The sequence below is a fragment of the Streptomyces ficellus genome (genome assembly GCF_009739905.1).
In the GTDB taxonomy this organism is placed as follows: Bacteria; Actinomycetota; Actinomycetes; order Streptomycetales; family Streptomycetaceae; genus Streptomyces; species Streptomyces ficellus_A.
On sequence record NZ_CP034279.1, the window covers coordinates 3,633,947 to 3,660,098 of the forward strand.

A 26,152-nucleotide genomic window follows, 5' to 3' on the forward strand; every position below is an offset into this window, starting at 1 on the left:
GCCCCGTCTGTTCGCAGGCGGGGCCGATCTTTGTCAGCCTGATACTCACTGATCACTGGGGGCCAGCACCCAGTGCGGTAATGCGGTACGGAAGGACGGTTCCCGTGACGGAGGCAGAAGAGCTTCCCCATGCGCCTCAAGAAGCGCGGACGGTTTTCGGTGAGTTCTTCCCCGAGGCCGTGCGGTACGCGGAGCTCCTCGCGGACGCGGGCGTCAAGCGCGGCCTGATCGGCCCCCGGGAGGTGCCGAGGCTGTGGGAGCGGCACCTGCTGAACTGCGCGGTGCTCTCCGAGGTCGTGCCCGAGGGGGTCACGGTCTGCGACGTCGGCTCGGGGGCCGGCTTGCCCGGTATCCCGCTGGCTCTGGTCCGCCCGGACCTGAAGATCACCCTTCTTGAGCCTCTGCTGCGCCGGACGAACTTCCTCCAGGAAGTCGTGGAGCTGCTCGGGCTGGACCATGTGACCGTGGTGCGCGGTCGAGCGGAGGAAGTGCTCGGCAAGCTGCCGCCCGTCCATGTCGTCACGGCGCGGGCCGTCGCGCCCCTGGACCGGCTGGCCGGCTGGGGTGTGCCCCTGCTGCGGCCCTACGGGGAGATGCTGGCGCTCAAGGGAGACACGGCGGAGGAGGAGCTCCAGGGTGCCCGGGCCGCGCTGAGCAAGCTGGGTGTGGTGGAGACCTCCGTGGTTCAGGTCGGTGAGGGAATCGTCGATCCTCTGTCGACCGTGGTGCGCGTCGAGGTCGGTGAGAGCCCGGGCGGTGTGCGCTTCGCTGCCAAGCGGGCCAAGGCGGCCCGGACGTCTCGCCGCCGCCGTTGACGCCTGGTTGATCCTCATACGTACGCATTTCGGAGTGTCGTGACACGCTGACCCTCCAGCGAGTGCATCAATGTTTCACGTGAAACGTCGCTCACTGCTGCAGGGAATCATCAGCCGCGGTCGCGCGGCTGCCACGCCGCGCGACCGTAGGCCACCCATGAGGGCTACGGACTTGTCCACAGAGGTGGAGTTGTCCACAGAACCACGGGCCTCGCTGGTTCACGACCCCGAAAGCATGGCAGGCTCTGTTCATCGCGAGCCTGAAGCCGAGGAGAGTGAATCCTTGCGGTCCGACGCCAACATCGCGGGACCGATGACCGATCCGGTCCCCGGTCCCCGTACCGAATCGGCGGGGGAGGATGTTTCACGTGAAACACCGCCCCCCATGGACGACACCCCCATTGGTCGATCCGCCCAGCTGGCGGTGGAGGCTCTGGGCCGTGCGGGCGAGGGGCTCCCTCGTCCTGAGCAGACCCGCATCATGGTGGTCGCCAACCAGAAGGGCGGGGTGGGCAAGACCACCACAACGGTGAACCTTGCCGCTTCGCTGGCGCTGCACGGTGCCCGGGTCCTGGTCATCGACCTCGACCCGCAGGGCAACGCGTCCACCGCCCTCGGCATCGACCACCACGCCGAAGTTCCTTCGATCTATGACGTCCTGGTGGAGAGCAAGCCGCTCTCCGACGTGGTCCAGCCCGTCCCGGACGTCGAAGGCCTCTTCTGCGCCCCGGCCACCATCGATCTCGCCGGTGCGGAGATCGAGCTGGTGTCGCTGGTGGCGCGGGAGAGTCGTCTGCAACGAGCGATCCAGGCGTACGAGCAGCCGCTGGACTACATCCTCATCGACTGCCCGCCCTCGCTCGGCCTGCTCACGGTCAACGCCCTGGTGGCCGGTGCCGAGGTGCTCATCCCCATCCAGTGCGAGTACTACGCGCTGGAGGGCCTCGGCCAGCTCCTGAAGAACGTCGACCTGGTGCGGGGGCACCTCAACCCGGCGCTCCACGTCTCGACGATCCTGCTCACCATGTACGACGGGCGGACCAGGCTCGCATCGCAGGTGGCAGAGGAGGTACGCAGCCACTTCGGGGACGAGGTCCTGCGGACCAGCATTCCGCGATCCGTCCGTATCTCGGAGGCGCCGAGCTATGGACAGACGGTCCTGACGTACGACCCCGGTTCCAGCGGAGCGCTGTCGTACTTCGAGGCGGCCCGCGAGATCGCACTGCGGGGGGTCGGTATCCACTACGACGCCCAGCACGCCCACCTGGGCAACCAGAGCAACCAGCACAGCATGTCGGAGGGGATCCAGTGAGCGAGCGACGTAGGGGGCTGGGGCGTGGGCTCAGTGCGCTGATTCCGGCGGCACCCCAGGAGCGGCCGGCCACCTCGGTGGGGTCGGGGTCCACCTCCCCGGGATCCATTCCCTCCCTGACGGCCGAGCGCGGGGTGGCGGCTGCCAAGGTGGCGAAGCTGCCGCAGAGCGCGGCGCCCGTGGATGGCGACCGCCCGGTGGCGCAGACCCCCACTCCGGCGACCTCCCCGGAGCCCGAGGCGGGCGCCGAGGCCGAGACGTCAGCCGTCGCGCACTTCGCCGAGCTTCCGCTGGACGCCATCACGCCCAACCCGCGCCAGCCGCGGGAGGTCTTCGACGAGGACGCCCTCGCCGAGCTGGTGACCTCCATCCAGGAGGTCGGGTTGCTCCAGCCCGTCGTCGTGCGCCAGCTGGGCCCCGAGCGCTACGAGCTCATCATGGGCGAGCGTCGCTGGCGTGCCTGCCGGGAAGCGGGTCTGGAGCGGATCCCGGCGATCGTCCGTGAGACCGAGGACGACAAACTCCTGCTCGACGCTCTACTGGAGAACCTGCACCGGGCGCAGCTGAACCCGCTGGAAGAGGCCATGGCCTACGACCAGCTGCTGAAGGACTTCAGCTGCACCCATGACCAGCTGGCCGACCGCATCGGTCGCTCGCGTCCGCAGGTCTCCAACACCCTGCGTCTGCTCCGGCTGTCGCCTCCCGTGCAGCGCCGGGTCGCCGCCGGCGTGCTGTCGGCGGGCCACGCCAGGGCGCTGCTGTCCGTCGAGGACCCCGAGGCCCAGGACAAGTTGGCGTACCGGATCGTGGCCGAGGGGCTGTCGGTCCGCGCCGTCGAGGAGATCGTCACGCTGATGGGCTCCGAGCCCAGCAGCGCCCCCAAGGCCAAGGGACCGCGAGCCGGTGCCCGCGTCTCGCCGGCGCTCTCCCAGCTCGCCACCCGGCTCTCCGATCGCTTTGAGACACGCGTGAAGGTGGACCTGGGGCAGAAGAAGGGCAAGATCGTCGTCGAGTTCGCCTCGATGGAGGATCTGGAGCGCATCCTCGGCAGCCTCGCCCCCGGCGAGGGGCGCGTGTTGGAAAAGGGCCTGGCCGAAGAGCGTCAGCAGGGCGACGAGGAGAGCTGAACCGGGAGCTGCGGAGAGGCCGCTCTCCCGCGCGCACGGCTCAACGCTGTCAGGGCGGACCGGGTCCGGTGTTCACCGGAACGCGGTCCGCCCTTTGGCCTCTTCCCGTATGCGCGTCATCACCCGATCGATACGATGCGTTCTGGTATGCGCATCCGCCTGATCCACCTCGGAGGGAGAGCCAGGCATGCGAGAGGTGAGCCGCAGCCAACTGCTGACAGCAGGACTGGGCATCGGTGCGGTCGGCGGGTTCATCGGCAGCCTGCTCCGGGAACGGAGCGCGCTGACCGCCGCTCTGGGAGCGGCAGGCGAAGGAAGTGAGGAACAGCCTTCATGGGGCGTCGGCTCGTACCGCTCACGTTGGACAACCTTCCAGATCTCCCCAAGCGATGCCGCGCGTGTGTCTTCTGGGAGCTTGACCCGGTCAGTGGAGAAGCCGCGGTAAAGGCAGGCACTCCGGAGTTGGAGAAGGAGGCCTGGATCTCCGCCGTGCTCCTGGACTGGGGCTCCTGCGGCCGGGTGGTCTATGTGGACGACGTGCCGGTCGGCTATGTGCTCTACGCCCCGCCCGCCTACGTACCGCGCTCGACCGCGTTCCCCACGAGCCCCGTCTCCCCCGACGCCGTGCAGCTGATGACCGCCTGGATAGCGCCCGGCTACCAGGGGCAGGGCCTGGGGCGCGTGATGGTGCAGACCGTGGCGAAGGACTTGCTGCGCCGGGGGTTCAAAGCCATCGAGGCGTTCGGTGACGCCCGTTGGAAGGAGCCGGCCTGTCTGCTGCCGGCCGATCACCTGCTGGCCGTGGGCTTCAAGACCGTGCGCCCCCACCCCGCCTACCCGAGGCTTCGGCTGGAGCTGCGGACGACGCTGTCGTGGAAGGAAGACGTCGAGCTGGCGCTCGACCGCCTGCTGGGCGCCGTCCAGAAGGAGCCGGCGCTGCGCCCGCTGTGAGGACGGCCGGCTGTTCCGCGCTTCGGCGGCACGGCTGCGAAAACACGAATGGCCCGTCCCTTCGGACGGGCCATTCGTGTTTCACGTGAAACACCCGAAGGCGTCAGGCCTTGACCTCACCGAGGTAGGGCTCAAGGTCGCGGACGATCGCGGCCTTCGGCTTGGCGCCGACGATGGTCTTGTCGACCTCGCCGTTCTTGTAGACGTTCAGCGTCGGAATCGACATGACGCCGTACTTGGCGGCCGTGGCGGGGTTCTCATCGATGTTGAGCTTGACGATCGTGATCTGGTCGCCGTACTCGGCGGCGATGGCCTCCAGCGACGGCGCGATCTGACGGCACGGACCGCACCAGGCGGCCCAGAAGTCCACGAGGACGGGCTTGTCGCTCTTGAGGACGTCCTCTTCGAACGAGTCGTCGGTAACGGTCTTCAGGTCGCCGGCCACGGCGGCCTCCTTCTCTTCGCGGGGTGTGGGTGGGGGATGGTGGTCAGACCGTCGCGGTCTTCTCGGGCTCGGCGGCCTTCTCGCTGTCGGCGAGCGACGCCAGGAAGCGCTCGGCGTCGAGCGCGGCGGAGCAGCCCGTGCCGGCGGCGGTGATCGCCTGGCGGTAGGTGTGGTCCACGACGTCACCAGCGCCGAAGACGCCGGCCAGGTTGGTGCGCGTCGAGGGCGCGTCGACCTTGAGGTAGCCCTCGTCGTCGAGCTCGAGCTGGCCCTTGAACAGCTCGGTGCGCGGGTCGTGGCCCACGGCGATGAACAGACCGGTCACCGGCAGCTCGGAGGTCTCGCCGGTCTTGGTGTTGCGCAGTGTCAGACCGCTGAGCTTCTGCTCGCCGTGGATCGTCGCGACCTCGCTGTCCCAGGCGAACTTGATCTTCGGGTCGGCGAAGGCACGCTCCTGCATGGCCTTGGAGGCCCGCAGGGTGTCCCGACGGTGGATGATGGTGACGGACTTGGCGAACCGGGAGAGGAAGGTCGCCTCCTCCATGGCGGTGTCGCCACCGCCGACCACGGCGATGTCCTGGTCCTTGAAGAAGAACCCGTCGCAGGTGGCGCACCAGGAGACGCCGCGACCCGACAGCGCGTCCTCGTTCGGCAGCCCGAGCTTACGGTGCTGGGACCCGGTCGTCACGATCACGGCCTTGGCGCGGTGCACCGTGCCGGCCGTGTCGGTCACCGTCTTGATGTCACCGGTCAGGTCGACCGAGACGACATCGTCCGGGAGGAGCTCGGCCCCGAAGCGCTCGGCCTGGGCGCGCATGTTGTCCATCAGGTCAGGACCCATGATCCCGTCCCGGAAGCCGGGGAAGTTCTCCACGTCGGTCGTGTTCATGAGCGCACCACCGGCGGTGACGGCACCTTCGAAGACCAGCGGCTTCAGCGAGGCTCGCGCCGTGTACAGCGCAGCCGTGTAGCCGGCGGGCCCGGAGCCGATGATGATCACGTTACGGACGTCGCTCACGGGTTTCTTCCTCGTCTCTGGGGACTGCCTACTGCCTACGGGGGCCGGGTCAAGGACTCTCACCCCACCCAACGGATCCTACGGGGCGTGCATTCCCGGAGTGTCCGAGCGGCTCTGTGGCGTCGGCCAAAGCCGGGCGGGAGTCAGGGGCGGGGGTAGGCCCGGGAGAGCAGCACGTCCGCCTTGGCGCTCCTCTGCGTGGTGCAGGACGCGTCGAGGACGTACGCCTGGACCTGGGACGGCTCCGTCGCGTGCGGCAGGACCACCAGGTACGCGGGCTTGCCGTCGTAGCTCCCCGGCTGGGCGGCCACGGCCGGGTCGTCGCGGCCGGTGCCCGCCTGGATGCAGGGCGGCACGGTCACCGCCTCATCGGTGGACATCGTCGACGGGTTGTCCACGGACGGGGGCTGCTTCTCGTTGCGCGGTGAGGCGGCGGGCTTCTCCGTCAGCAGGGCCTCGACCCGGTCTTCGACAGCGGTGCCGGAGAACGTCGGGTTGCCCGGAGCGCTGACAGCGGTGTCGGCCGTCCTGGACCCGTCGGGGTCGTCCCCGGGCTGCACGGCCTGGAAAAGCAGAACGCTCACTCCCAGGGCGGCGACACCGAAGACGGCACCGAGCACCGCGGTACGACGGCGGCGGACGGGACGCGCACGGCCGGGGCCCGTAGCGGAACGGGGGCGGCCTGCGGGACGGTCGGCTGCGCGGTCGGTGGGACGGTCGGTGGCGACGGGGGCTGGGGCCGGCTCGGGAGCCACGGACGCCGTCGCTGTTTCACGTGAAACATGCTCCTCCGCCTCGGCGGGAGCCGTGGCGTTGAGCAGCGCTTCGGCGGCCAGCGCCGCGTCGATCCGCTCGGCGATGTCGGCGGGCATCCGGGCGGGGCCCGGGAGGGTGCCCAGCAGTCCGCGGATCTCCTCCAGCGAGGACCGGACGTCGGCACACAGCGCGCAGCCCTCGACATGGGCACGTACATCAGCCGTCCGGGCCGGAGGGAGAAGCCCTTCCGTGAGATCGGAGATCTCCGAGACGTCCGGGTGCTGAGCCGTGTCGGTCGTGGATGTCACGTGCGCCCACCTCCGCCCTTCACAGCAGCAGGATCGCTTGGTCCTGCATCCCTTGGTCCCGACGCCGGTGGGACGGATGTCCCCGGCGTCCGGTTCCTTCCCCTGTCCAGGCCACCGTTATCCCCGGTGTCACCGCGCAGATGAGTGAGCAGCGGGAGGAGCCTGGCCCTCCCCCGTGCACAGCGGCTCTTCACCGTGCCCGTCGGTACATCGAGGACACGTGCGGCCTCGGCGACCGGGTATCCCTGCATGTCCACGAGCACCAGAGCCGCCCGCTGGTCCGCGGGAAGCTTCGCGAGCGCGGCGAACAGTTCCCGGTGGAGGTCCTGCCGCTCGGCCGGCGCCTCGGCCGACTCGTGCGGCTCCAGGAGCTGCTCCAGCCGCTCCGTGTCGTCGACCGGCGAGGTCCTGCGCGAGGCGGCCTTGCGGGCCCGGTCGAGACAGGCGTTCACCGTGATGCGGTGGAGCCAGGTCGTGACCGCCGACTGGCCCCGGAAGGTGTGGGCGGCCCGGAAGGCCGACACCAGGGCGTCCTGGACGGCGTCCGCGGCTTCCTCGCGGTCCCCCAGCGTACGCAGGGCGACCGCCCAGAGCCGGTCGCGATGACGGCGCACGATCTCACCGAAGGCGTCCGGGTCCCCGGCGACATGGCGCGCCAGGAGTTCCTTGTCGCTCGGCTCCTCGGATGCCTCGCTCGTCATGCCGCCACCTCCCCTCCCGGTTCCCGCCCAGAGCAGTGCCCGCGCCGGACACGGCCGTCAGCCGAGCACCTTGATCTCGGAGATCCCGCCACGGTAGCCGCCCGTTCCGTCGGACGGCAGCTCCGTGATGTGGATCAGTACGTAGCGCGTGCGGACGGGCTTCTGCACGCTCGCCTTGAGCGTGTCCCCCGCCGTCTGCAGTTCGGTCAGGCGGTGCGGGAAGGCGTCGGCGCTGCCGGGGTCGGTCGCGTCCTCGGCCGCTGCGAGGACCTCGGCCTTCTGGCCCGAGCGGTACATGGCGACATCGATGCCACGGACGTCCTGGACGCTTCCCAGGTCGACGATGATCCCGCTGCCCTGCCGGCGTTCCGGGAGATTGCCGAAGTTGGCGTACCCCTCGTACCGCGGGGTGACCCAGGAGGTGTCCCCCTGGCCGTCCGCCGCGTGGGGCACCTCGTCCAGCTGTATGCCGGACCCGTGGGGCATGAACTCGCTGACGTCGCTGATCTGGAGCGGCTTCAGGGGCTTGGGCGCCGGCGGCTTCTTCTGGCTCTCGCCGCCCGGTGATGTCTGGGTGCCCGTCTCACCGGTCTTCTCGTTGGTCCTCTGGTCCAGCAGCTTGTCGGCGACCTGCCAGCTGCCCAGGCCCAGGGCGGCGATGAGAAGCGCGGAGACGGCCCACTTGAGGGCCTTGCCCGTCCGGCTCTGCAACGGAGGCGGGGGGACGGGCGTGACGGTGGTGGTGGCGGCGCTGGGGCGCGCCTGGGCGCGGCCGTAGTTGCCCTGCTGGTACGTCGTGCGCTGGTACTCGAGCGGGGCGGGGAAGTCGGGCTCCGGCGGGCGGATGCGCGGCATGGCCGCGACGGCCTTGGCGAGCTCGTCGGGTGTGGTGCAGGGCGGTTCCTGACGGGACGCGGTCGCACCGTCGTTGACCAGGGCGCGCATGGCGATCTCGGCGAGGCCGCGGTGCACGCCGGCCCGTACCTGGTCCGGCGGGAGGAGCCCCACGCCCTTGGGCAGCCCGGACAGGCCGTAGGCGTCGGTCTCGTACGGCCAGCGCTTGGTCAGCGCCGCGTACAGCAGGGCGCCGATCGCCTCGGTGTCGGTGCGCTGCGGGCGGTCGGCGGTGATGCCGCGGAGGGCGGCGTTCACGGCGAGTCCGCGGATCCGGTACTGGCCGGTGGAGCTGCGCAGGACGGCGCTCGGGGTCAGCCGCAGGTGGGACAGGCCTTCCCGGTGGGCGGCGGCCATCGCCTGGGAGACCTGACTGACGAGTTGGTAGGCGTCGTGCGCTTCGAGGGGGCCGGCCGCGAGCAGCGCGGTGAGCTCGGTGGCGTCCGGCAGCCATTCGTGGACGACGTAGACGAGTTCGTTCTCCTCGACCGCGTCCAGGACCTGGACGAATCGGGGGTCACCCAGGAGCGCCGAGGAGCGGGCCGCGGCCAGTACCGAACGGGCCCTAGGGTGAAGGGCGGGGAGGATGTGGACCCCGACGGCCCGGCGCAACTTCTCGTCGACGGCACGCCAACTGCTGAAGCCGTCCAGACGGGTGACGCACTCCTCGAGCCGGTAGCGTTTGGCGAGTTTGTGGCCACTGTGCAGGTCGGGCGTGGTGTAGCCGGACCGCTCACCGTCCCGCCGTTCGCCGTCGCCGCCCTGGGCGGACTGCTCCGCCGTGTCCTGCGCTTCCGCCACCCCGTCGCTCGCGGCCTTGTCCGCCTTCGCGGCCAGCGGGTCGTCACCGCTGTTGTCGGCCACGTCGACGGCAGCCGTGCTACGTTCCGCCACCGTCGTTCCTGCCTCCCCATCCGTTGCGCCACATCCAACAGCCATGCCAATTGTGCCCACAGTCCGGCGCTATGCACGACACGCGGAGGCCCGCGATGGTTGTGCGAGCTCTCGTTCTAGCGTCCGAGACGGCCACGCACCATGCCGACCAGGGTGTTGAGCTCTTCGATCCGCATCTTGCGTGCGGCGACGTAGAACACGCCCATCAGTACGATCCCACCGGCCACGAGTGCCGCGAGCGATCCCAGGGCTCCCTCGCCCAGGACCTTGAGGATCGCGAATCCGGCGGCGCCACCGAGGACGGCGGCGGGGACGGACGCCATGCAGAGCCGGGCGTAGGTGCGGACGACGAGCGCACCGTCCAGGTCGCCGCCCAGCCGGTTCCGCAGCCGCCGCCAGGCGACCCCGACACCCACGGCGTAGGCCAGGCCGTAGGAGGCGGCCATGCCGACGACGGCCCACTGCGCGGGCAGGAGGACGTAGCAGGCGCCCGAGGCGGCGGCGTTGACGGCCGCCACGATCACCGTGTTGTAGAAGGGCGTCCGGGTGTCCTCGTAGGCGTAGAAGCCCCGCAGGACGACGTACTGCACCGAGTAGGGGATGAGGCCGAGCCCGAACGCCATCAGGATGAAGCCCATGCTGCGGGCGGCCTCGGTGCCGCTGGAGGCGTACAGCAGGGTGCACATCGGGACGCCGAGCGCGAGGAAGGTGAAGGCGACGGGCACGATGGCGACGGCCGAGTTCCGCAGGCCCTGGGAGATGTCGTCACGGACGGCACCCGGGTCGTTGTCGTGCGCGGCGCGCGAGATGCGCGGCAGCAGTGCGGCCATGACCGAGACGGTGATGATGGCCTGCGGCATGCCCCAGATGAGCTGCGCGTTGGAGTAGGCGAGGAAGCCCGCGCCGTCCTGACCGGAGGCCTTGCCGGCGGCCGTGGCGAGCTGGGTGACCACGACGACACCGGCCTGGTTGGCGAGGACGAACAGGACGGTCCACTTGGCGAGTTTGACCGTCTTGCCGAGCCCGTGGCCCTTCCAGTCGAAGCGGGGGCGGAAGCGGAAGCCGGCCTCGCGCAGGTACGGCACCATCGCCAGGGCCTGGACGACCAGGCCGAGCAGCGTACCGATGCCGAGCAGGCGGATCCCGTCGTCGGGAATGGTCGTGACGCCCATCTGGGACTCGGCCGACGAGCCGTACACCCCGATGAACAGCGAGAAGGTGAAGATCACGACGATGTTGTTGAGGACCGGGGTCCACATCATCGCGCCGAACTTGCCGCGCGCGTTGAGGATCTGACCCATCACCACGTGCACGCCCATGAAGAAGATCGTGGGCAGGCAGAAGCGGGCGAAGGTGACGGCGACGCTGTTGGCGGCCGCGTCGCTCGCGATGGTGTCGGACATCGCCCGGATCAGCAGCGGGGCGCCGAACACCGCCAGGGTGACGATCACGCCCAGCGCGACCATCACGAGCGTCAGCAGCCGGTTGGCGTACGCCTCGCCGCCGTCCTCGTCGTCCTTCATCGACCGGACGAGCTGGGGGACGAAGACCGAGTTGAGGCCACCACCGACGGTCAGGATGTAGATCATCGTCGGCAGGGTGGCCGCGATGGTGTAGGTGTCACCGAGCAGGGCGGCGCCCAGGGCTCCGGTGATCACCAGGCTGCGGACGAAGCCGGTCAGGCGGGAGACCAGGGTGCCGGCCGCCATCACGGCGCTCGACTTCAGCAGGCCGGACGCACGGCCGCCGGACTTCTTCGGGGCGGGCGCCGGCGCGGGGACCGCTTCCGGCTCCTGCGGGGCGGGCGGCTGTCCGTGGCTCTGCTGGTCGCGGTAGAGGTGCGCGAACGCGTCCGGCTCGGGCTCCTGCTCGGCCGCGTGCGTGACGAGGTCGTCCACGCCGGTGAACTGAACGGTCCTGGCGTCGTCGCCGTAAGGAAGGTGGCGGGACGGTCCGTCGGGCTCGGGCGGCGGGGTCTGGGCCCAGACCCGCGGGTCCGGCGCGTACGGGGGCGCGGCGGGCTGCTGGTAGAGCGGCGGGGGCTCCTCATAGGTGCCCGGCGGGGGCGGGGGGTGCGCCGCCCTGTCGTAGAGCGCCTCGCCGACCGGGTCCTGCGCGGCCAGGTCGTGGCTTCCGTACGGATCCTGCTCGTAGGCGTGCTGGACGTACGGATCCGGGGCGGGCGGTGCGGCGGGGGGCGGGACGTGACCCGCCGTGGGGGGCATCTCGCCGGAAGGCGCGCTGCCGCCGCCCGCGTTGTGACCGCGGTCACCGTCGTACGGCGCGTTCATGGTTTACCCCACCTCATCGTCCCCGGCCGACCGGCCACGACATAGCTCAACGGTCCACTTTCTCACCCGGGCCCGACGGGTCGGCGCTTTGCGCTCCGGTGTCCGGCGTCAGGTCACTCGGCTGCTCGGGATCGTCGCTCCGCTCAGCCGTCACCCGGGGTTCCGGGTCCGCCGTCGTCCCGGCCTCCGTGCCGGTCACGGGCCGGGGCTCGCCGTCCGGCTCGTCGGTGGTGTCGTCCGGCCCCTCCGGACCGCCCGCCGCGTCGTCCGGCCCGGCCGGCCCGTCGTGCGGTCCGTCCGTCGTGTCGTCCGGCCCGTCCGCCTCGCGTGCGGCGGCGCGCTTGCGATGGGTGTACATCCTGATGCCGGCGAGCGCGAGCAGCAGGAATCCGCCGGCGATCACCAGCATCACCGTCGGAGTGATCTCGGAGACCTTGACGGTGAAGTTCATCGGCTTGCCGTACGGCTTGCCGTCCTCCGTGTACAGCTGGGCCGTCATCGGCACCGGACCGTTGGCGTTGGCGGACGCGGTGAACTTCACCGACTGGCTGTGACCGCCGTCGATCTTGACCGGCAGCTCGGCGACGGCGGTACCGCCGTTCAGCTTCAGACGGGTCGGCTTGGTCGACGTCAGCCGCAGCACCAGGTGATCGACGCCCTGGAGCAGCTGGTTCTGGACCGTCACCGGGATGGTGGCGCTGCGCCCCGACAGGGTCAGGTCCGACTTGTCGATCAGCTGGACCTCGCTGGTGAGGTCGAGCAGGTGGTCCTGCACGCTGCGCCGGTACGCCGTGGCGGGCTCGGAGCGGCCGCGCCAGGACGTCGACATCTCCCGGTTGATCGCGTTGCCGAACGGCGTGACCACCCGGTAGGCCGCCGTCAGGATGACCTTGAAGTTGTCCAGGGTGCCCTGGGTCGCCTGCATGTCCTGGAACGCCTGGACCCGCAGCTCCTGCTTGCGCAGCTTGGCCGGGTACTTCTTGGCGCTGGGGATCGTCGAGACGGCCCCGTCGTCGGGCTTGGCCGCGGCCGTCGCGAGGAGGTCACTGGGCTGGGTCCAGCGCTGCGGCGCCAGTGCGCGGAGCGCGGACGCCATCGTCTGGGCCTGGGCGGTGGTCGGCATCCGCTGCGGGGCGACCACGATGTTGCGCTGCTTGCCCGGCTGCTGCTGCGTGACGGCCAGCGTGTGGGCGAGGAACTGCTGGACGGCCCGGGTCGAGTTCCCCGCCCTGGTCATGTCGCCGTGGAAGGCCGTGGAGAGCGCCGCGTCGGCGACGACCGCGGTGGTCCCGCCGCCGATGGGCCTGGCGGCGTTGGGGGTGTAGGGCAGCTCGTCCCGGATGCTGTCGCTGCGGGCGATCACCTTGTCGGCGCCGGCCGAGGTGGCGATGTCGACGATCGACGGGTCGACCGCTCCGTCGATCGGCCAGGCGAAGTCCACGGACGGCTTCACATGGAGGATCGTCTCGACCGTGGTCTCGGCGACCTCGGTGGCCGGCTGGAGGTGGCTGAGGGAGCCCGAGACGTCCTTGCCGCGGTGGGCCAGCGAGGCCAGGTCCGGGTCGCCGTGGGGCAGCGCGACGATCTTGTCGCCCTGCACCGCCTTGTCCAGGCTGTTGAGCCACTGCTTGGCGACGGCCTGGTTCCTGCCCGGGACCCGTTCCTCGCCGTCCTTCACCTGGTAGTTCCGGGTCATCGCGTCAACGGTCGCCAGGAGGTCCGGGTCGACGACCCAGGTGATGGGCAGCTCGGCGCCGAGGGCGACGAGCCGTTCGAGCCGTCCGCCCGGAGCGAGCTCCGCGGCCAGGGCGTCGTCCTCGAAGACCGGGGTCTGCTGATCGTCCGAGCCGGTCTCCGCGGACAGGTGTGTGGAGGAGATCAGCGGCCAGAGGTAGCTGACCTGCGTCTTCTTGTCGGTGGCCTCCGGCTGCCAGGGCAGGAAGGTCCGCTCGACACCCAGCACCCGGTCGTACTGGGCGCTCGCCGTCCGGCCCGAGAGGGAGACCCCGAGGGGGTAGACCCCGTCGTCGTCGAGGCCCAGCTTCTCGACCGGCACGGCGATGGTGAAGTCCTTGCTGATGCCGGCCGCGAGCTTGGGGATCTTGATGCTGTACGGGCCGCCGAGCGCCGCGCCGTCGTCGCCGGGGACGAAGCCGTTGCGCTTGGCCACCCTGTCGATCGCACCCCGGTTGGCCACGGGCGAGCCGACGCGCAGGTCGACCCGCGCCTCGCTGACCGTCTCCTTGCCCTCGTTGGTCACGGTGCCACTGATCGTGAGCGTGTCCCCCTCCACCGGCGCGGCGGGTGTGAACGTGTCCAGAGACACATCGACGATGGGGGACGGAGCCGCCTTCTCGGCGGCGGACGCCGGCGTCGCGGGGACGTACAGCAGGCCCGCCAGAACCGGCACGCTCACGAGCACGGAGGCCGCACGTCGCAGCCACCGCCGGGCAGGAGAGCGACCGGTGCTCTGGAAGTCTGCCGCCTCGGCCACGCGCTCGCCCGTCCTCGTCGTCTGTTGCCGTTGGTGGTTCGTCGGTTCCTGCGTCCACGCATGGTAACGAGGAGCGCCGGGGCTAAGTGCCGCGGACTGCTCCACATGATCGGGGAAGCAGGGGAACGGAAGATCATGGAAGCGGGGAGCCGGGGCGGCGGAAAACCGGGACCTGGCCCGGGGCCGGGGCACGTACCCTTTTCTGTTGTGCCGAACGCCAACGAAGACAACCCGACTGCACTGAGCCAGGTGCAACGCCGCGCGGTCAGCGAACTACTGCGCGTGTCCCCGGTCGCCGACGACCTCGCCCGACGCTTCCAGGAGGCGGGGTTCAGCCTCGCCCTGGTCGGTGGCTCGGTACGCGACGCACTGCTCGGCCGGCTCGGCAACGACCTGGACTTCACCACCGAAGCCCGTCCCGAGGACGTTCTGAAGATCGTCCGGCCGTGGGCCGACGCGGTGTGGGAGGTCGGGATCGCCTTCGGCACGGTGGGCGCCCAGAAGGCCGCCCGCGTGGGAGACGCTGAACAGCTCTTCCAGATCGAGATCACGACGTACCGCTCCGAGGCGTACGACAGGACCTCCCGCAAGCCGGAGGTCTCCTACGGGGACTCCATCGAGGCGGACCTGGTCCGCCGGGACTTCACCGTCAACGCGATGGCCGTCGCGCTGCCGGAGAAGGAGTTCATCGACCCGCACGACGGCCTGGAGGACCTGGCGCAGCGCATCCTGCGGACGCCGGGAACGCCCGAGGAGTCCTTCTCCGACGACCCGCTGCGCATGATGCGCGCCGCCCGGTTCGCCGCGCAGCTCGACTTCGAGGTCGCTCCCGAGGTCGTGGACGCGATGAAGCGGATGGCCGAGCGGATCGAGATCGTCTCCGCCGAGCGTGTCCGGGACGAGCTCAACAAGCTGATCCTCTCCGCTCACCCGCGCAAGGGGCTGGGCCTGCTGGTCGACACCGGGCTCGCGCAGCGCGTGCTGCCCGAGCTGCCCGCGCTGCGGCTCGAAAGCGATGAGCACCACCGGCACAAGGACGTCTACGAGCACTCGCTGACCGTGCTGGAGCAGGCCATCGACCTCGAAGAGGACGGCCCGGACCTGGTCCTGCGCCTTGCCGCCCTGCTGCACGACATCGGCAAGCCGCGCACCCGTCGCTTCGAGTCCGACGGCCGGGTCTCCTTCCATCACCACGAAGTGGTCGGCGCGAAGATGACCAAGAAGCGCATGCTGGCGCTGAAGTACTCCAACGACATGGTCAAGGACGTCTCCCGGCTGGTGGAGCTGCACCTTCGCTTCCACGGGTACGGCACCGGCGAATGGACCGACTCCGCCGTCCGGCGCTACGTCCGCGACGCCGGGCCGCTGCTGAGCCGTCTGCACAAGCTGACCCGCTCCGACTGCACCACTCGCAACAAGCGCAAGGCGACCGCGCTGTCCCGGGCCTATGACGGGCTGGAGGAGCGCATCTCCCGGCTCCAGGAGCAGGAGGAGCTGGACTCCATCCGCCCTGACCTGGACGGCAACCAGATCCAGGAGATCCTCGGGATCCGCCCCGGCCCCGCCGTCGGCCAGGCGTACAAGTTCCTGCTGGAGCTGCGCCTGGAGAACGGGCCCATGGCGCACGACGACGCCGTCGCCGCGCTCAAGGAGTGGTGGTCCACTCAGAACTGAGCGGATCGCGGGAGGCCGTCATGTTTCACGTGAAACATGACGGCGGGCCACGCGAGGGGCGATGTTTCACGTGAAACATCGCCCCTCGCGCTGTGCCTAGAGCAAGCCGTCCCGCTGTCTCCACCGCAGCAGCAGGACGGCCGCGATGGCGTACAGCACGGCCACCAGCGCGATCACCGCGACCGAGCGGCCATCGGGCGGCAGCATCAGAGCGGCGACGCCGGCAGCGCCGACGAAGGCCACGTTGTAGAGGACGTCGTACAGCGAGAAGACCCGCCCCCGGTACGCATCGTCCACCGCGACCTGCACCACCGTGTCGGTGGCGATCTTGGCGCCCTGGGTGACGAGGCCGAGCATGAAGGCCGCGGCCAGTATGGGCGCCGGAGTGAAGAGCAGGCCCAGCGCGGGTGCGAGCACCGCGGCCGACCCGGCGCACACCATCATCCAGCCGCCCTGCCCCAGCCGCTCGACCGCCCACGGCGAGAGCACCGCAGCGGCGAAGAAGCCCGCCCCCGAGACACCCACGGCCAGGCCGAGCAGGGCGAGCCCCTGCGACTCCGTCGACGACCAGGCGTACCGGCAGAGCATCAGCACCATCACGGTCAGGGCTCCGTAGCAGAAGCGCATCACCGTCATGGCGGTGAGCGCCCGGACGGCCGCGCGCCGGCGGCGGAGGTGCCGTACGCCGCTGACGAGGCCCCGGGCCGTCGAGGCCAGCGCGGCGCCCAGCCGGGGCTGCACCGCGTCCGGGTCGGGCCCGAGCAGTTCGCGGCCCATGCGCAGCGAGGCGAGGGCGGAGCAGAGGTAGAGCCCGGCACCCAGGAGGACCACCACCGCGTCGGAGTCGGCGCCCGTCAGCCGTACGACGAAGGCGAGCCCGCCACCGGCTGTGGCGGCGAGCGTGCCCGCGGTGGGGGACAGCGAGTTGGCCATCACGAGCCGGTCGGGGTCCACGACGCGGGGCAGCGAGGCCGAGAGGCCGGCGAGGACGAACCGGTTGACGGCCGTGACCGAGAGGGCCGAGGCGTAGAAGAGCCAGTCCGGTACGGAGGTGAGGATCAGCAGGGCCGTACCGGCGGCGAGCACGGCCCGCAGCAGGTTGCCGTGGAGGAAGACCTGGCGGCGCTGCCAGCGGTCCAGCAGGACACCGGCGAACGGGCCGACGAACGAGTACGGCAGCAGCAGGACTGCCATGGCGGAGGCGATCGCGGTGGGCGAGGTCTGCTTCTCGGGGGAGAAGACGACGTACGTCGCGAGGGCGACCTGGTAGACCCCGTCGGCGCACTGGGAGAGCAGTCGTACGGCCAGCAGGCGACGGAAGTCGGTGAGGCGCACGAGTACGCGCAGATCACGTACGACAGGCATGGCAGCAAGGGTCACATACGCCGAAGGCCCCCGGGCAGACGCCACGGGGACCTTCGGTGCGGGGGACGGAGCCTCAGCGCTCGACCTCGCCCTTGATGAACTTCTCGACGTTGGCGCGGGCCTCGTCGTCGAAGTACTGGACCGGCGGGGACTTCATGAAGTACGAGGACGCGGAGAGGATCGGGCCGCCGATGCCGCGGTCCTTGGCGATCTTCGCGGCGCGCAGGGCGTCGATGATGACACCCGCCGAGTTCGGGGAGTCCCACACCTCGAGCTTGTACTCCAGGTTCAGCGGGACGTCACCGAAGGCGCGGCCCTCGAGGCGGACGTAGGCCCACTTGCGGTCGTCCAGCCAGGCCACGTAGTCGGACGGGCCGATGTGGACGTTGTTCTCGCCGAGGTCCCGGTCGGGGATCTGGGAGGTGACGGCCTGCGTCTTGGAGATCTTCTTGGACTCCAGGCGCTCACGCTCGAGCATGTTCTTGAAGTCCATGTTGCCGCCGACGTTCAGCTGCATCGTGCGGTCCAGGATGACGCCCCGGTCCTCGAACAGCTTCGCCATGACGCGGTGCGTGATGGTGGCGCCGACCTGCGACTTGATGTCGTCACCGACGATCGGGACGCCCGCCTCGGTGAACTTGTCCGCCCACTCCTTGGTGCCGGCGATGAAGACCGGGAGGGCGTTGACGAAGCCGACCTTGGCGTCGATGGCGCACTGGGCGTAGAACTTCGCCGCGTCCTCGGAGCCGACCGGCAGGTAGCAGACGAGGACGTCGACCTTCTTGTCCTTGAGGACCTGGACGACGTCGACCGGGGCCTCGGAGGACTCCTCGATGGTCTGGCGGTAGTACTTGCCCAGGCCGTCCAGGGTGTGGCCGCGCTGGACGGACACGCCCGTCGACGGCACGTCGCAGATCTTGATGGTGTTGTTCTCGCTGGCGCCGATGGCGTCGGCGAGGTCAAGACCGACCTTCTTCGCGTCCACGTCGAAGGCGGCCACGAACTCGACGTCCCGGACGTGGTAGTCGCCGAACTGCACGTGCATGAGACCCGGCACCTTGGCCGCCGGGTCGGCGTCCTTGTAGTACTCGACGCCCTGCACCAGCGAGGCGGCGCAGTTGCCCACGCCGACGATGGCTACGCGAACCGAACCCATTCCGGTTGCTCCCTGTGTTGATCTTCGAAGCCCTGCAGGTCGCAGGGCCTCACTTGGCGGTGTCGTCGGACGGATCCGGCCGGGTACTGCCCCCGTGCCGGGGCAGGCCGCCCGTCTCTCCAGATGTGTCGTCCTGCTGAGCGGCGGCGGAGGCCGTGGACGCCTGGTCGGTGTCCGGGGTCTCGGGGCCGGACCGTCGCCGGCCCCGCCCCGCCCGCTCGCTCTCGATGAGCTCGTTCAGCCAGCGCACCTCGCGCTCCACGGACTCCATGCCGTGCCGCTGCAGCTCAAGCGTGTAGTCGTCCAGGCGCTCGCGCGTACGGGCCAGGGAGGCGCGCATCTTCTCCAGACGCTCCTCCAGGCGGCTGCGCCGGCCTTCCAGCACCCGCATCCGCACCTCGCGCTCCGTCTGCCCGAAGAAGGCGAAACGGGCGGCGAAGTGCTCGTCCTCCCAGGAGTCCGGGCCGGTGTGGGAGAGGAGCTCCTCGAAGTGCTCCTTACCTTCGGCCGTCAGCCGGTAGACGATCTTGGCGCGGCGGCCCGCGAGCGAGGCGGCGAGGGCGTCCTCGGGGGCGCTGCCCGGTTCCTCGATCAACCAGCCGTTTGCGACCAGCGTCTTGAGGCAGGGGTACAGCGTCCCGTAGCTGAAGGCCCTGAAGATCCCCAGCGATGTGTTGAGCCGCTTGCGCAGCTCGTACCCGTGCATGGGGGCTTCGCGGAGCAGGCCGAGCACGGCGAACTCGAGGATGCCGGAGCGCCTGCTCATCCGCCGCCTCCTCCGCCCTCACCGGCCCGTACCGTGGCTCTTATGCCGTGCTGATGTATCGACTCGATACATCCCGACGATAGAACGGCCCGGCACACTCGACAAGGCCGACTAGGGTGAGCGGCGTCACATGGTCAATTCGCAGTAAACGACTTGCCTGATTTGGGATGAACTTCGGTCCTCAGTGGTTTTTGACCGTGCGTAGTCTGTGCGGCATGCACACCCGTGGGAACCATGCGACGCCGGACGGCGTCCTCGTTGCGAGTGCATGGCGGATGAGCCCGAGCCAGGGCTGGTCCGTATCCATTTCGGGGGGACCGGAACTCAGCTGCCGCTTCCAGGCGTACTCGCCTGCCCGAGGAGTAGTCGTTCGATGAGCGAGCACCGTCGCAAACCGCCGCAGCCGCAGGGTGGCGGACGTGCCGCAGCCAGGCGAGCCGCCCAGCAGCCCCCGGGCCGCAGGGCGGCTCCGGCGCGAGGAACCAGCGCAGGATCAGCCGCCGACCCCCACAGCGGCGGTGGCGAGGAGCGGGTGTACGGCAGTCGTGCCGAGGCCCGCCGGGCCGCCCAGCGGGGCGGCCGCCGCCGCGGTGCCGAGGCAGCCGCCGGTGCGGCCGGGGGGCGGGCCGCGCGGAGCGTACAGCCGGGCAAGAAGCGGCTGATCGACTACCCGCGCCACAACAAGGACGGCTGGCGCCGCTGGGTGCCCTCCTGGAAGCTCGTGACGGGATCGTTCCTCGGGTTCGCGGCGACGGTGCTCGGTGCGTCGACGGTGGTGTACTCCATGGTCGAGGTCCCCGAGGCCGTCAAGATCGCGACGGCTCAGAACAACGTCTACCTGTACGCCGACGGCTCTCAGATGGCTGCCACCGGTGGTGAGATCAACCGGCAGATCCTGGACTTCAAGCAGATCCCCGAGGACATGCAGAACGCGGTGGTCTCGGCCGAGAACAAGACGTTCTGGAAGGACAAGGGCGTCGACCCGAAGGGCATCGGCCGGGCGTTCTACAACATGGCCATGGGCGAGCAGACCCAGGGCGGCTCCACGATCACCCAGCAGTACGTGAAGAACGCGATGCTGGACGACCAGAGCCAGACCGTGAGCCGCAAGGCCAAGGAACTCTTCATCTCCCTCAAGGCAGGTTTCGAGGAGGACAAAGAGGACGTCATGGCCGGCTACCTGAACACCTCGTACTACGGACGAGGTGCCTACGGGATCCAGGCCGCGGCGCGCACCTATTACGAGAAGGACGCCAAGGACCTCAACGCCAGCGAGTGCGCGTTCCTCGCCGCACTGCTGAAGGGCGCCACCTACTACGACCCCGCGGGTTCGGTGGACATCGACCCCCGGGCGACCCCGGCGGCCAACACGGCGGCGGTCACCAAGCGGTGGCAGTGGATCCTCGACGAGATGGTCAAGGACGGGCACCTCGAAGCCTCGGAGCGGGCGAAGTACACGAAGTTCCCGATGCCCGTCGCCCCGAAGAAGCAGGCTCGGCTCAGCGGTCAGGTCGGTTACATGGTCGACCTCGCCAAGGCCTACGTCATCAACAACAACGACGTGGGCATCACGGCGAAGAAGCTCGCCCAGGGCGGCTACACGATCAAGACGACCTTCGAGAAGCCGAAGGTCGACGCGCTGAAGGCCGCCGTCGAGAAGGTCGAGAAGGCCAACATCGACCCGAAGGAGCGCCCGGACACGGACACGCACGTCCAGTTCGGTGGCGCCTCGGTCAACCCCAAGACCGGCGCGATCGTCGCCATCTACGGTGGCTCCGACGCGACCAAGCACTTCACCAACAACGCCGACCAGACCGGTGCCCAGGTGGGCTCCACGTTCAAGCCGTTCGTCCTCGCCGCGGCGATGGAACACGGCGTCCGGGACCCGGGCAGCGGCCCCGAACAGGGACCCGACCAGCGGCGGACGGTCGACCCGGACAAGACGATCTACAACGGCAAGAACAAGCTCAAGATCAAGAGGTACGACGGAAGCGTCTGGCACAACGAAGAGGGCAAGGAGTGGCTCCAGGTCAACGACGGTGACCAGGACTACGGGGACATCAACCTCCGCGAGGCGATGATCCACTCGGCCAACTCGCCGTTCGTCCAGCTGGGCATGGACGTGGGCATCGACAAGGTCCGCGAGACGGCGATCCAGGCCGGGCTGCGCAAGGAGAGCCTCGTCGAGGGCGACGTCCCGTCCTTCTCCATCGGCATCTCCGACCCCAGCGCCATCCGCATGGCGGGCGCCTACGCCACCTTCGCCGCCAACGGCAAGCAGCGTGACCCGTTCTCCGTGACCGAGGTGTCGAAGCGCGGAAACGTGATCTTCAAGCACGAGGCCACGACCAAGCAGGCCTTCTCGTCCGCCATCGCCAGCAACGTCACCGACGTCCTGCGCGACGTCGTCGAGGACCCCGAGGGCACCGGTAACAACGCGGCCATCCAGGGCCGTCAGGTCGCCGGCAAGACCGGTACCACCGACGGCAACAAGTCGGCCTGGTTCGTCGGCTACACGCCGCAGCTCGCCACGGCCATCGACATGTACCGGATGGACGACAACGCCGAGAACAAGAACCGCAAGTTCCTGGAGATGTTCGGCACCGGCGGCCAGAAGAAGATCCACGGCTCGTCCTTCCCGTCCGAGATCTGGCAGAAGTACATGTCGACCGCGCTCAAGGGCGCGGAGGTCATCCCGTTCCCCGAGCCGGAGGAGCTGGAGGCCGACACCGTGTACGGCGGTGGCGCCGAGAGCCCCGAGCCGACGCCGTCCGACTCGCCCTCGCCGACCCCGTCGCCTTCGGAGTCGGAGAGCCCCTCGCCGACCCCGTCGCCGTCGGAGTCGAGCAAGCCGGCCGAGCCCTCGTGCGGACCGTTCGACTGGGACTGCAACAACGACGACGGCGGCCAGAACGGCGGCCAGGACGGCGGTCAGGACGGCGGCCAGGACGGCGGTGGCGGAACCGACACCGGCGGGACCGATACCGGCGGCACCGACGACGGCGGGACCACCACCGGCGGCACCAGTCCCTCGCCGCCCACCGCCGGCACGACCAATGGCAACGGCAACGGCGGCGCCAACGGCGGCTGGTTCGGCGGGACCGAGGGCTAGCCCCCGCTCCCCCTCCACGGCCACCGAAGGCCACGGCTGCGAGGGCCGTCGCACCGGGTACGTACCTCGCGTACGTACGCCGGACGCGGCGGCCCTCCGCGTTGCCCGGTGCTCTTCCGCGTCGCCCGGCGGCCGCCCGCCCGCCCCCGCGGACCGTTGTCCACAGGCCGCGCCGGGCCCCGGCCACGTACGGCAGGATGTCCCCATGCCGAGCCCACACAAGACGACGAGCGCCCACCAGGACCGTCCCGTCGTGCCCCCGACCCGCCGGGACGAGATCGCGGCCGCCGGGAGCGAACTGATCGGTGGCCCCGCCGGCCGGTGGGCGCGCTTCGGCGACAGCGCGTTCACGCCCGTCCGGGTGATCGCGCTCGTCGCGATCGGGATGTTCGCGCTCGGCATGGTCCAGAAGCTGCCCTGCTACAACTGGGCGTGGTTCCGCGGCACCAGCTCGCAGTACACCCACGCCTGCTACTCGGACATCCCGCACCTCTTCATCGGGCGGGGCTTCGCCGACGGACTGATCCCCTACTTCGACCGCCTCGGCGGCGACATGGAGTACCTCGAATACCCGGTGCTCACCGGCCTGTTCATGCAGGTCGCGTCCTGGCTGACGCTCCCCTTCGACGGCGACCTCCAGTACCGGGAGCAGATGTACTGGATGGTCAACGCGGGCATGCTGATGATCTGCGTGGCCGTCCTCGCCGTCTGCGTCGCCCGCACGCACCGCCACCGCCCGTGGGACGCCCTGCTGGTCGCCCTGGCCCCCGCCTTCGTCCTGACGGCGACCATCAACTGGGACCTGCTCGCCGTGGCGCTGACCGCCGCCGCCATGCTGATGTGGTCCCGGGGGCGGGCGCTCGCCTTCGGTGTCCTCCTGGGCCTGGCCACGGCCGCCAAGTTCTACCCGTTCCTGCTGCTCGGGCCGCTGCTGCTGCTGTGCTGGCGGGCCTGGAAGTGGCGGGAGTTCGGTCTGGCCGTGCTGGGCACGGCCGCCTCGTGGCTGGTGGTGAACGTGCCGGTGATGCTGCTGGCACCGGAGGGCTGGAAGAAGTTCTACTCCTTCAGCCACGACCGGGGCATCGACTTCGGGTCCTTCTGGCTGATCATCACCCAGCGCACCGGCGCCGACATCACCCCGGACGCCGTCAACACCTACGCGAGCGTGCTGATGGTGCTCGCCTGTGCCGGGATCGCCGCACTGGCCCTGACCGCGCCGCGCCGCCCCCGCTTCGCCCAGCTGGCCTTCCTGGTGGTGGCGGCGTTCATCCTCACCAACAAGGTCTATTCACCGCAGTACGTGCTGTGGCTGATCCCGCTCGCCGCCCTGGCCCGCCCGCGCTGGCGCGACTTCCTCGTCTGGCAGGGCTGCGAGGTCATGTACTTCGCCGGGATCTGGATGTACCTGGCGTACACCACGAGCGGCAACAAGCAGGGGCTGCCGACGGAGGGCTACCAGTTCGCGATCCTGCTGCACCTGGCCGGGACGCTGTTCCTGTGCGCCATGGTCGTACGGGACATCCTGCTGCCCGAGCGCGACGGGGTGCGGCGCGACGGCACGGACGACCCGTCGGGCGGCGTCCTCGACCGCGCGGAGGACGTGTTCGTACTCGGCCCCGCCGCACCCCCGCCGCAGCACGCCGCACACGCGGTCCAGGGACCACGTGTGGAGTGGGGCGTCGTACGGGAGTGACCGCCCGGGGCCGCGCGTGACCGCCGGGGCCGCGCATGAGCGACGGCCCCGGGCGGCCCGGCACCGCCCGGGTGCTCAGCGCTCGACGATGCGGTCGAACTGGGTGGTGGTGTGCCGCAGGTGGGCGACCAGCTCGTCACCGACCTTCGGCTCCTGGGCGTCCGAGGGGACGAACAGGATCGACACCTGCATGTGCGGCGGCTCGGCGAACCAGCGCTGCTTGCCCGCCCACACGAACGGCGACAGGTTGCGGTTGACCGTCGCCAGGCCCGCCCGGGCCACGCCCTTGGCGCGCGGCATCACGCCGTGCATGGCCTTGGGGGCCTCCAGGCCCACCCCGTGCGACGTGCCACCGGCGACGACGACCAGCCAGCCGTCGGACGCCGCCTTCTGCTGGCGGTAGCCGAAACGGTCACCCTTGGCGACGCGCGTGACGTCCAGGACCGCGCCCCGGTACTCCGTCGCCTCGTGGTCGCCCAGCCAGAGCCGCGTACCGATGCGGGCCCGGAAGCGGGTCTGGGGGAACTGCTGCTGGAGCCGGGCCTGCTCCGCCGCCTTGAGGTGGCTGACGAACATGGTGTGCAGCGGAAGGCGGGCCGCGCGCAGCCGGTCCATCCAGCCGATGACCTCCTCGACGGCGTCGGTGCCGTCGGTGCGGTCCAGCGGCAGGTGCAGCGCGAAGCCCTCCAGGCGCACGTCCTCTATCGCCGCGTGCAGCTGGCCGAGCTCGTGCTCGCCGATGCCGTGCCGCTTCATCGAGCTCATGCACTCGATGACGACACGGGCGCCGACGAGCGCGTGGACGCCGTCCACGGACGACACCGAGCGGATCACCCGGTCCGGCAGCGGGACGGGCTCCTCGCCCCGCCGGAACGGCGTCAGGACCAGCAGGTCGCCGCCGAACCAGTCCTTGATGCGGGCCGCCTCGTACGTGGTGCCCACCGCCAGCATGTCGGCGCCGAAGCGGGACGCCTCGTCCGACAGCCGCTCGTGGCCGAAGCCGTAGCCGTTGCCTTTGCACACCGGGACGACGCCCGGGAACTGGTCGATCACGGACTTCTGGTGCGCCCGCCAGCGAGCGGTGTCGACGTAGAGGGAGAGCGCCATGGCCGGCCCGGAACCTTTCTGTGGCTGCGGTGTAGCAGAGGGATGTACGAGACCCGAGGCCCGAGCCCCGGGACGGGAGACTCGGGGGGCGGGACTACGGACTACGGACTACGGAAGCGTTCAGCGACGCGACATGTACATGTCGAGTGCCTTGTGCAGCAGCTTGTTCAGCGGGAAGTCCCACTCGCCGATGTACTCGACGGCCTCACCGCCGGTGCCCACCTTGAACTGGATGAGGCCGAAGAGGTGGTCCGTCTCGTCCAGGGAGTCGGAGATGCCCCGGAGGTCGTAGACGGTCGCGCCCATGGCGTAGGCGTCGCGCAGCATGCGCCACTGCATCGCGTTCGAGGGCCGGACCTCGCGGCCGATGTTGTCCGAGGCGCCGTACGAGTACCAGACGTGCCCGCCGACCACGAGCATGGTGGCCGCCGACAGGTTCACGCCGTTGTGCCGGGCGAAGTAGAGCCGCATGCGGTTGGGGTCCTCGCTGTTGAGGACGGTCCACATCCGCTGGAAGTACGACAGCGGCCGGGGCCGGAACCGGTCGCGCACGGCCGTGATCTCGTACAGCCGCTGCCACTCGGCGAGGTCCTCGTAACCGCCCTGGACGACCTCGACACCGGCCTTCTCGGCCTTCTTGATGTTGCGGCGCCACAGCTGGTTGAAGCCCTTGAGGACGTCGTCGAGCGAACGGTTCGCCAGCGGCACCTGGAAGACGTAGCGGGGCTGGACGTCGCCGAAGCCGGCGCCGCCGTCCTCGCCCTGCTGCCAGCCCATCTTGCGCAGCCGGTCGGACACCTCGAAGGCGCGCGGCTCGATGTGCGAGGCCTCGACGTCACGCAGCCGCTTGACGTCCGGGTCCTGGATGCCGGACTTGATCGCGGCCGAGTCCCAGCGGCGGATGACGACCGGCGGGCCCATCTTCACCGAGAAGGCGCCCTGGTTCTTCAGGTGCGCCAGCATCGGCTGGAGCCAGTCGTCCAGGTTCGGCGCGTACCAGTTGATGACCGGGCCCTCGGGGAGGTACGCGAGGTACCGCTTGATCTTCGGGAGCTGGCGGTACAGGACCAGGCCCGCGCCGACGAGCTGACCGTCCTTGTCGAACCAGCCCAGGTTCTCCGAGCGCCACTCGGTCTTCACATCAGCCCATGCGGGGACCTGGCAGTGGCTCGCCGCGGGCAGGGTCTGGATGTACGCCAGATGCTGCTCTCGGCTGATGGTCCTCAGGGTCAGGCTCATGCGGGGCGCTCCTCGGCAGGTGTGTCCCCATGGG

The 26,152-nt window shown here is 70.0% G+C and carries 19 protein-coding genes; 7 read left to right on the forward strand and 12 right to left on the reverse strand.

From position 1 onward, the window contains the following. The first annotated feature begins 104 nt into the window (after window positions 1–104). The 4 genes from rsmG to EIZ62_RS16125 all read left to right on the forward strand — a co-directional run bounded on the left by rsmG (window position 105) and on the right by EIZ62_RS16125 (window position 4,205). Window positions 105–815 (forward strand): 16S rRNA (guanine(527)-N(7))-methyltransferase RsmG, encoded by a 711-nt coding sequence (gene rsmG / locus EIZ62_RS16110; RefSeq protein ID WP_208827937.1) that lies wholly within the window; start codon window positions 105–107, stop codon window positions 813–815. 235 nt (window positions 816–1,050) lie between these two features. Further along, window positions 1,051–2,127, forward strand: coding sequence for a ParA family protein (locus EIZ62_RS16115; RefSeq protein WP_156693363.1), 1,077 nt, complete (start codon window positions 1,051–1,053; stop codon window positions 2,125–2,127). Then, window positions 2,124–3,254 (forward strand): ParB/RepB/Spo0J family partition protein, encoded by a 1,131-nt coding sequence (locus EIZ62_RS16120; protein WP_156693364.1) that lies wholly within the window; start codon window positions 2,124–2,126, stop codon window positions 3,252–3,254. The genes EIZ62_RS16115 and EIZ62_RS16120 overlap by 4 nt, the downstream gene beginning before the upstream one ends. Before the next feature lie 333 nt (window positions 3,255–3,587). Then, window positions 3,588–4,205 (forward strand): GNAT family N-acetyltransferase, encoded by a 618-nt coding sequence (locus EIZ62_RS16125; protein ID WP_156693365.1) that lies wholly within the window; start codon window positions 3,588–3,590, stop codon window positions 4,203–4,205. A gap of 103 nt (window positions 4,206–4,308) precedes the next feature. Here EIZ62_RS16125 and trxA read toward each other — a convergent pair whose 3' ends face one another. The 7 genes from trxA to EIZ62_RS16160 all read right to left on the reverse strand — a co-directional run bounded on the left by trxA (window position 4,309) and on the right by EIZ62_RS16160 (window position 14,006). Next, window positions 4,309–4,650: a thioredoxin gene (trxA, locus tag EIZ62_RS16130; RefSeq protein WP_156693366.1), complete on the reverse strand. Its 342-nt coding sequence runs from the start codon at window positions 4,648–4,650 to the stop codon at window positions 4,309–4,311. Between the two features lie 43 nt (window positions 4,651–4,693). Further along, window positions 4,694–5,668 (reverse strand): thioredoxin-disulfide reductase, encoded by a 975-nt coding sequence (gene trxB, locus EIZ62_RS16135; protein WP_156693367.1) that lies wholly within the window; start codon window positions 5,666–5,668, stop codon window positions 4,694–4,696. Between the two features lie 143 nt (window positions 5,669–5,811). After that, the gene (locus EIZ62_RS16140) at window positions 5,812–6,732 is read right to left on the reverse strand and encodes an anti-sigma factor (protein WP_156693368.1); all 921 of its coding nucleotides are present in this window, start codon (window positions 6,730–6,732) and stop codon (window positions 5,812–5,814) included. Further along, window positions 6,729–7,433: an RNA polymerase sigma factor SigM gene (gene sigM, locus EIZ62_RS16145; protein ID WP_156693369.1), complete on the reverse strand. Its 705-nt coding sequence runs from the start codon at window positions 7,431–7,433 to the stop codon at window positions 6,729–6,731. Before sigM ends, EIZ62_RS16140 begins: the two co-directional genes overlap by 4 nt. A 57-nt stretch (window positions 7,434–7,490) precedes the next feature. After that, window positions 7,491–9,221 carry a protein kinase family protein gene (locus tag EIZ62_RS16150; RefSeq protein ID WP_156693370.1) on the reverse strand — a complete coding sequence of 577 codons (1,731 nt, stop codon included), beginning with the start codon at window positions 9,219–9,221 and terminating at the stop codon, window positions 7,491–7,493. A 116-nt stretch (window positions 9,222–9,337) separates the two neighbouring features. Beyond that, on the reverse strand, window positions 9,338–11,512 hold the full coding sequence (murJ, locus tag EIZ62_RS16155) for a murein biosynthesis integral membrane protein MurJ (protein ID WP_156693371.1): 2,175 nt from the start codon (window positions 11,510–11,512) through the stop codon (window positions 9,338–9,340). Window positions 11,513–11,558: 46 nt separating this feature from the next. Continuing rightward, window positions 11,559–14,006, reverse strand: a complete 2,448-nt coding sequence (locus EIZ62_RS16160) for a DUF6049 family protein (RefSeq protein WP_208827939.1) — start codon at window positions 14,004–14,006, stop codon at window positions 11,559–11,561. 207 nt (window positions 14,007–14,213) lie between these two features. Here EIZ62_RS16160 and EIZ62_RS16165 point away from each other — a divergent pair, with 207 nt between their 5' ends. After that, window positions 14,214–15,680 (forward strand): CCA tRNA nucleotidyltransferase, encoded by a 1,467-nt coding sequence (locus EIZ62_RS16165; RefSeq protein ID WP_208827941.1) that lies wholly within the window; start codon window positions 14,214–14,216, stop codon window positions 15,678–15,680. A gap of 96 nt (window positions 15,681–15,776) precedes the next feature. On the opposite strand, the gene EIZ62_RS16170 is transcribed toward EIZ62_RS16165, so the two are convergent. From EIZ62_RS16170 to EIZ62_RS16180, 3 genes are all read right to left on the reverse strand, one after another. Continuing rightward, on the reverse strand, window positions 15,777–17,045 hold the full coding sequence (locus EIZ62_RS16170; protein ID WP_156693372.1) for an MFS transporter: 1,269 nt from the start codon (window positions 17,043–17,045) through the stop codon (window positions 15,777–15,779). Between the two features lie 73 nt (window positions 17,046–17,118). After that, window positions 17,119–18,201 carry an inositol-3-phosphate synthase gene (locus EIZ62_RS16175; protein WP_156693373.1) on the reverse strand — a complete coding sequence of 361 codons (1,083 nt, stop codon included), beginning with the start codon at window positions 18,199–18,201 and terminating at the stop codon, window positions 17,119–17,121. A 49-nt stretch (window positions 18,202–18,250) separates the two neighbouring features. Then, on the reverse strand, window positions 18,251–18,967 hold the full coding sequence (locus tag EIZ62_RS16180; RefSeq protein ID WP_156693374.1) for a PadR family transcriptional regulator: 717 nt from the start codon (window positions 18,965–18,967) through the stop codon (window positions 18,251–18,253). Window positions 18,968–19,340: 373 nt separating this feature from the next. Here EIZ62_RS16180 and EIZ62_RS16185 point away from each other — a divergent pair, with 373 nt between their 5' ends. Continuing rightward, entirely contained in the window at window positions 19,341–22,079 is a 2,739-nt protein-coding gene (locus EIZ62_RS16185) for a transglycosylase domain-containing protein (protein WP_156693375.1), read from the forward strand. 205 nt (window positions 22,080–22,284) lie between these two features. Continuing rightward, window positions 22,285–23,772, forward strand: coding sequence for a glycosyltransferase family 87 protein (locus tag EIZ62_RS16190; RefSeq protein WP_156693376.1), 1,488 nt, complete (start codon window positions 22,285–22,287; stop codon window positions 23,770–23,772). Window positions 23,773–23,847: 75 nt separating this feature from the next. On the opposite strand, the gene EIZ62_RS16195 is transcribed toward EIZ62_RS16190, so the two are convergent. Both EIZ62_RS16195 and EIZ62_RS16200 read right to left on the reverse strand, forming a co-directional pair. Next, window positions 23,848–24,879, reverse strand: a complete 1,032-nt coding sequence (locus EIZ62_RS16195) for an alanine racemase (protein ID WP_156693377.1) — start codon at window positions 24,877–24,879, stop codon at window positions 23,848–23,850. Between the two features lie 120 nt (window positions 24,880–24,999). Next, window positions 25,000–26,118 (reverse strand): lipid II:glycine glycyltransferase FemX, encoded by a 1,119-nt coding sequence (locus EIZ62_RS16200; protein ID WP_156693378.1) that lies wholly within the window; start codon window positions 26,116–26,118, stop codon window positions 25,000–25,002. Window positions 26,119–26,152 lie beyond the last annotated feature (34 nt).

Bases quoted from the DNA above. Each gene is read 5' to 3' on its own strand.
- EIZ62_RS16125 (WP_156693365.1), top strand. From the start codon at position 3,588: ATGGGGCGTCGGCTCGTACCGCTCACGTTGGACAACCTTCCAGATCTC.
- EIZ62_RS16175 (WP_156693373.1), bottom strand. From the start codon at position 18,201: ATGGGTTCGGTTCGCGTAGCCATCGTCGGCGTGGGCAACTGCGCCGCC.
- sigM (WP_156693369.1), bottom strand. From the start codon at position 7,433: ATGACGAGCGAGGCATCCGAGGAGCCGAGCGACAAGGAACTCCTGGCG.
- EIZ62_RS16180 (WP_156693374.1), bottom strand. From the start codon at position 18,967: ATGAGCAGGCGCTCCGGCATCCTCGAGTTCGCCGTGCTCGGCCTGCTC.
- EIZ62_RS16190 (WP_156693376.1), top strand. From the start codon at position 22,285: ATGCCGAGCCCACACAAGACGACGAGCGCCCACCAGGACCGTCCCGTC.
- EIZ62_RS16200 (WP_156693378.1), bottom strand. From the start codon at position 26,118: ATGAGCCTGACCCTGAGGACCATCAGCCGAGAGCAGCATCTGGCGTAC.
- EIZ62_RS16115 (WP_156693363.1), top strand. From the start codon at position 1,051: ATGGCAGGCTCTGTTCATCGCGAGCCTGAAGCCGAGGAGAGTGAATCC.
- murJ (WP_156693371.1), bottom strand. From the start codon at position 11,512: ATGAACGCGCCGTACGACGGTGACCGCGGTCACAACGCGGGCGGCGGC.
- EIZ62_RS16195 (WP_156693377.1), bottom strand. From the start codon at position 24,879: ATGGCGCTCTCCCTCTACGTCGACACCGCTCGCTGGCGGGCGCACCAG.
- EIZ62_RS16170 (WP_156693372.1), bottom strand. From the start codon at position 17,045: ATGCCTGTCGTACGTGATCTGCGCGTACTCGTGCGCCTCACCGACTTC.
- EIZ62_RS16185 (WP_156693375.1), top strand. From the start codon at position 19,341: ATGAGCGAGCACCGTCGCAAACCGCCGCAGCCGCAGGGTGGCGGACGT.